The sequence below is a fragment of the Bacteroides sp. 41_26 genome, assembly GCF_949740115.1.
Lineage (GTDB): Bacteria > Bacteroidota > Bacteroidia > Bacteroidales > Bacteroidaceae > Bacteroides > Bacteroides nordii.
This window is the reverse complement of sequence record NZ_CATJGZ010000143.1, coordinates 1-6223: the sequence shown is the minus strand read 5'-3', so window position 1 is coordinate 6223 and position 6223 is coordinate 1. Positions and strand designations below refer to the sequence as shown.

The 6223-nt window shown below is 43.6% G+C and carries 4 protein-coding genes; 2 read left to right on the top strand and 2 right to left on the bottom strand.

Translation table 11 applies throughout. The annotated features are described in order from the left end of the window. Window positions 1-663 precede the first annotated feature (663 nt). Together QX565_RS20510 and QX565_RS20505 are read left to right on the top strand one after the other, a co-directional pair. Window positions 664-1809, top strand: coding sequence for an iron-containing alcohol dehydrogenase (locus QX565_RS20510; protein WP_289294206.1), 1146 nt, complete (start codon window positions 664-666; stop codon window positions 1807-1809). 318 nt (window positions 1810-2127) lie between these two features. Then, window positions 2128-2694: an HdeD family acid-resistance protein gene (locus tag QX565_RS20505; protein WP_289294204.1), complete on the top strand. Its 567-nt coding sequence runs from the start codon at window positions 2128-2130 to the stop codon at window positions 2692-2694. Between the two features lie 163 nt (window positions 2695-2857). Here QX565_RS20505 and QX565_RS20500 read toward each other — a convergent pair whose 3' ends face one another. Both QX565_RS20500 and QX565_RS20495 read right to left on the bottom strand, forming a co-directional pair. After that, window positions 2858-5047, bottom strand: coding sequence for a glutamine synthetase III family protein (locus QX565_RS20500; protein ID WP_221649026.1), 2190 nt, complete (start codon window positions 5045-5047; stop codon window positions 2858-2860). Between the two features lie 36 nt (window positions 5048-5083). Further along, window positions 5084-6223: ammonium transporter (locus tag QX565_RS20495; RefSeq protein WP_289294202.1), on the bottom strand; the 1140-nt coding region annotated here is incomplete at its 5' end.

Here is a 6223-nt window from a genome sequence, read left to right as displayed (position 1 = left end):
GGTATATACATACGAGCACTGCTCCCTTACGACTGTCGGAGTTGTAACGGGCGCCACCACCAATATGTATTTACTAACATTGTTCTCATTGTCTTTTGATGTTTTACGGGGGCAAATATAAACACATTGTTTGAAACAGCAAACAAAATCTTTCTTTTTTTATTCTTTCCGTTTGAAGAAAGTACTAAATAAACATTTCCTTCTCTTGATTTGTTTAATTATACAATTAATATTTAAACAGAAACCAAATTATGAAACAAAGGAAAGTCCTTATTACAATCGCTGTCGTTATTTTAATCTTACTGTTATTATACTGGCTTTTTGTAGCCGAAGATATTAACGCATGGCTTCCGGTGAACTAATATGAATTGTTCGTTTTTGTATGGTATTTCACCACAGAGTAACACAGAGTTCCACGGAGCAGTATTTATCTGATAAAACGCGGATTAACACAGAATTCTAAGACCTGCGCAAATATTTGTGCAGGTCTTAGAATTCTGTGTTTCAATAAAGATTTAAACTCTGTGGAACTCTGTGTTACTCTGTGGTGAACTGCTTCATTCCTGTACAGTCTTGAATGAATCTCTTTTTATAAAAGATTCTTCCTATATCGCAGTAGGATTGTTATCTTTGCACTTATCATTATTAAAGAAGTAATAACCTATGAACAACTTTATTTTTCAGAATCCCGTCAAGCTCATTATGGGACGTGGGATGATTGCTCAATTGAGTAAGGAAATTCCGTCCGATAAACGAATTATGATAACTTTTGGTGGTGGAAGCGTTAAGAAAAACGGCGTGTACGACCAAGTGAAAGAAGCTCTCAAAGATTATTTTACAGTAGAATTCTGGGGCATTGAATCCAACCCTGCTATCGAAACGTTGCGTAAAGCCATTGCTCTTGGAAAAGAACATAAAGTTGACTATCTGTTGGCAGTAGGTGGTGGTTCCGTCATTGACGGAACAAAATTGATAGCCGCCGGATTACTTTATGATGGAGATGCCTGGGATCTTGTGGCTGCCGGACGTCCGGTGACAAATACCGTGCCTCTTTCTACCGTACTCACTTTGCCTGCCACAGGATCGGAAATGAATAACGGGGCTGTAATCTCCCGTCACGAAACAAAGGAGAAATATCCTTTCTATGCCAACTATCCGCTCTTTTCTATCCTTGATCCTGAGGTGACGTTTACTTTGCCTCCTCATCAGGTAGCCTGTGGTATTGCCGATACATTTGTGCACGTAGTAGAGCAATATATGACTACTCCCGGTCAAAGCCGCCTTATGGACCGTTGGGCAGAAGGTATTTTGCAAACCCTTGTAGAGATTGCTCCGCAGATTCGCGAGAACCAGCATGACTACCAGTTGATGGCAGATTTTATGCTTTCTGCTACCATGGGACTGAATGGTTTTATAGCCATGGGAGTATCGCAAGACTGGGCTACACATATGATTGGGCATGAACTGACAGCTCTTCACGGATTGACGCACGGGCATACATTGGCCATTGTTTATCCGGCTACCTTGCGCGTGCTTCGTCGGTTCAAAGGAGACAAGATCCTGCAATATGGTGAACGCGTGTGGGGAATAACGTCCGGTACGAGAGAAGAACGCATTGATGAGGCTATCCGCTGTACCGAAGAGTTTTTCCGTTCCTTGGGACTCACTACCCGTTTGAGTGAAGAGGGGATCGGCAAAGAAACGATTGAAGAAATAGAACGTCGTTTTAATGCCCGTGGAGTGAAGTATGGCGAGAACGGAAATGTAACAGGTGCAGTGGCAAAAGAGATATTGGAAAGTGCTATTTAAGAGGTAGTACTTATCAATGTTTTAAAACAATCGTTTTGTTATATAACAAAGTTACAACATAATAGGGCTTCATTGTTCGCAAGACAATGAAGCCCTATTATCTTAAATACGTACTTAGTACACTTTGTCATAACTTAGGGTGGCTCTTTAGTGTCTATAAATTTATTGTAGCAAAAGTACGGAAGCAGGATGTAAGAAAAGTTACATTTCTGCTATGAACTTATTACAAAACTGGTTTGTTGTTTTAATATGTAAACTGAAACACCTATATTCGCAAAAAAGATTGGGTTGTATCCCGTTAAAAATATATAGAAAAATATGAAAACAATGAATTATTCCCTTATCCGTACTGTCTGTGCATTGATTATTGGCCTGGTACTTGTTCTTTGGCCCGACGCTGCGGTACAGTATCTTGTTATTACTCTTGGTGTGTTATTCCTGATTCCCGGTTTTATTTCTATTATCAGTTATTTTGCAGCTAAACCAGAGGAAGGTGTTTCACGTCGTTTTCCGATTGAAGGAACGGGTAGTTTGCTTTTCGGTCTCTGGTTGGTGGTAATGCCGGGATTCTTTGCCGATGTATTGATGTTCCTGCTTGGCTTTATCCTTATATTAGGAGGTGTGCAGCAGATAGCTTCGCTTTCAATGGCTCGTCGCTGGACGGTAGTTCCCGGTGCGTTTTATGTGGTACCCTCTCTTATCCTGCTTGCAGGTATTGTGGCTCTTTTCAATCCGACAGGAGCACGCAATACAGCATTTATGATTATCGGAGTAAGTAGCCTTATATACGCGGTATCTGAATTGGTGAACTGGTTTAAGTTTACACGCAATAAACCCAGAAAACCGGTATCAGATGATATTGAGGATGCGAAGATAATAGAGTAAAAAAAGAAGAGGCCTGCCTCACGGCAATCCTCCCCTGCAAACTTAAAACAACCAACAAAAGAAATATTTGAATAGTGATTAGTGGTTAGTGAATAGTGATTAATACTGTACTTATATGCCGCATGGCACTAATCACTCATCACTCATCACTCATCACTATTCACTATCTAATGAATAATAATTCCCGGTATTTGGGTAGCGTCCACATCTGGTTGTCAACGATGAGTTCCAGTTTGTCTATGTGGTAACGTATTTCTTCCAGGGCCGGTACTATGGTATCATGATAAGCGATGGCTTTTTCGCGTTCGCTTTCAATCTTGTTTGCCACTTTACGAGCTTCGATCATAGCATCTACATGCTCTTTTATGAAAGCTGTACGATCTGCTATTTCTTCGATAAGTTCCAGATTTTTAGCAGATAGTCTGGCGGCTTTCTCTTCCGGGAAGAGCGCGCGCATCTTGTACACATTATCAATCAGATCCGTTTGGTACTGTGTTGCAACCGGAATGATGTGGTTCATTGCCAGGTCACCCAAGACACGGGCTTCAATTTGGATTTTCTTGGTATAGGTTTCCCATTTCACTTCATTCCGGGCTTCCAGCTCTTTCTTTGTCATTACGCCTGTGGCTTCAAACATGGCAATGGTCTCCGGTTTCAGATAATTGTCGAAGATTAATGGAACGCTGGTTTCACAGTCCAATCCTCTTTTTTTAGCCTCTTCTTTCCACTCGTCACTATATCCGTTGCCGTCAAAGTGGATGGCTTTACACTCTTTGATGTATTTACGAATTACTTCCAGGATGGCCGAAACTTTGGGTTCACCTTTCTCTATCAGTGTATCTACATCTTTTTTGAACATCTTCAACTGAGCGGCAATAGCAGAGTTCAAGGCAATCATGGCACTGGCACAATTGGCTTCCGAGCCAACGGCACGAAACTCAAAACGGTTTCCGGTGAAGGCGAAAGGTGAGGTACGGTTACGGTCTGTATTGTCAATCAGTAATTCCGGGATCTGTGGAATGTCAAGTTTCATTCCTTGTTTGCCACTGAGGCTTACCAGATCATCTTTGGTACTCTCTTCAATGTGTTCCAGTACCTGAGACAATTGCTTGCCCAGGAAAGAAGAGATGATGGCAGGAGGTGCTTCGTTGGCTCCCAGTCGATGGGCATTTGTGGCACTTGAGATAGATGCTTTCAGTAAGCCGTTGTGGTGGTAAACAGCCATTAGTGTATTCACTACGAATGTCACAAAGCGCAGGTTGTCTTCCGGAGTCTTGCCCGGAGCCATTAACAGAATGCCCGTGTCTGTACCCAGTGACCAGTTGTTGTGTTTACCGCTACCATTTACTCCCTTGAATGGCTTTTCGTGTAATAATACCCGGAAACCGTGGCGGCGACTTATTTTGCGCATTAATGACATGATGAGCAGGTTGTGGTCATTTGCCAGATTGCATTCTTCAAAGATAGGAGCCAGTTCAAACTGGTTGGGTGCCACTTCGTTATGGCGTGTTTTTACGGGGATACCCAATTTAAGCGCTTCTATTTCGAGATCTTTCATAAAAGCCGCTACACGGGTAGGAATGGCACCGAAGTAGTGATCTTCCAGTTGCTGATTCTTAGCACTGTCATGCCCCATGAGTGTACGTCCTGTCATCAGCAAATCGGGGCGGGCGGCATAAAGACCTTCGTCTACCAGGAAATATTCCTGTTCCCATCCCAGATAGGCGATTACCTTCTTTACCTCCGGGTTGAAATAATGGCAAACGTCGACTGCTGCTTTATCTACGGCTCTCAGGGCTTTCAGCAGCGGAGCTTTATAGTCGAGTGCTTCGCCTGTATACGCTATGAATACAGTTGGGATGCACAATGTATCATCTACAATAAATGCAGGTGAGGAAGGATCCCAGGCTGAGTATCCACGGGCTTCGAAAGTATTACGGATTCCTCCGTTAGGGAAGGATGAGGCATCCGGCTCCTGCTGAACAAGTAACTTGCCGGAGAATTCTTCCATTACACCTCCTTTGCCATCGTGTTCAATAAAGGCATCATGTTTTTCGGCAGTACCTTCGTTCAGTGGAGCAAACCAGTGGGTATAGTGAGTGACTCCCATTTCGCTGGCCCACTTTTTCATTCCGGCAGCTACTTCATCGGCTATGCTGCGATCCAGTGGAGCACCATTGTCAATAACGTCAATCAATTTGTTGTATACCTTACTTGACAGGTATCTGAACATCTTTTCTTTGTTGAATACGTACTTTGCAAAGTACTCCGAAGGCCGTTCCGAAGGAGGAACCACTTCTACCGCTTTTTTCTTGAAAGCTGTTTCTACTACTCTGAATCTTAGTTTTGACATAATCTTTTGATTTATGATTGATGGAATTATGATAGATTAGTTATATGCTGATTCTCCGTGCTCGTAAATGTCGAGACCTTCTTCTTCGACACGTGCCGGAACACGTAATCCGTGAACTTTATCGAGCAGCTTGAAGATAACAAAACCCATGCCGGCTGCCCAGCAACCTACTATGACTGCTCCAAATACTTGTGCTCCAAAGAATCCGAAAGTACCTGTATAGAATACTCCTTCGCTTGTAGAGAACAATCCGGTGAGCAGTGTGCCTAAGAAACCACAAACACCATGTACGGAACTTGCACCTACGGGGTCGTCTATTTTCAGTACCTTGTCAATGAAGTCTACCGAGAATATCATTACAACCCCACAGATAGCACCAATCAGTACAGCCCCTGCTGCCGACACACAATCACATCCGGCTGTGATGCCTACCAATCCGGCAAGGATACCGTTCAATGTAAGTGATAAAGAGGGTTTTCCGTATTTCCACCAACTCACTACGAGGGCGAAGAAACCACCGGCACAAGCTGCCAAATTCGTAGTCAAAAACACATGGGAAATTGCTATCTGATCGGGGGTAGAAGCTGCTGCCAGTTGAGAACCGGGGTTAAAACCGAACCAACCGAACCACAGGACAAATACGCCCAATGCTGCAATCGTCAGGTTGTGTCCCGGAATGGCTTTTGATTTCCCGTCTTTTCCATATTTGCCAATACGTGGACCGAGAATAGCTGCACCTACCAATGCTATCCAGCCTCCGACAGAGTGAACTACGGTTGAACCGGCAAAATCGTGGAAGGTTGTACCGAACAGGTTCATCATAAATGAACCTTCTTCACCGTTCATGAGCCAGCCCCCTCCCCAGGTCCAGTGCCCTGAAATAGGGTAGACCAATACACTGATGCAGATGGTATAAACGATGTACATAGAGAATTTAGTACGCTCGGCCATAGCTCCTGAGACAATGGTGGCTGCTGTGGCACAAAATACAGTCTGGAATATCAGAAAGCCCTCTGAAGGGAGTCCGCCACCTTCATAGAACGACAAGTTGAAGAAGTGGGGCATACCGATGAATCCACCTGCGCCGAACATCAGTCCGAAACCGATGAACCAGTAGAGTAACGAACCGAACATGAAATCGACAAAGTTCTTCATTAGAATATTGGCGGTGTTCTT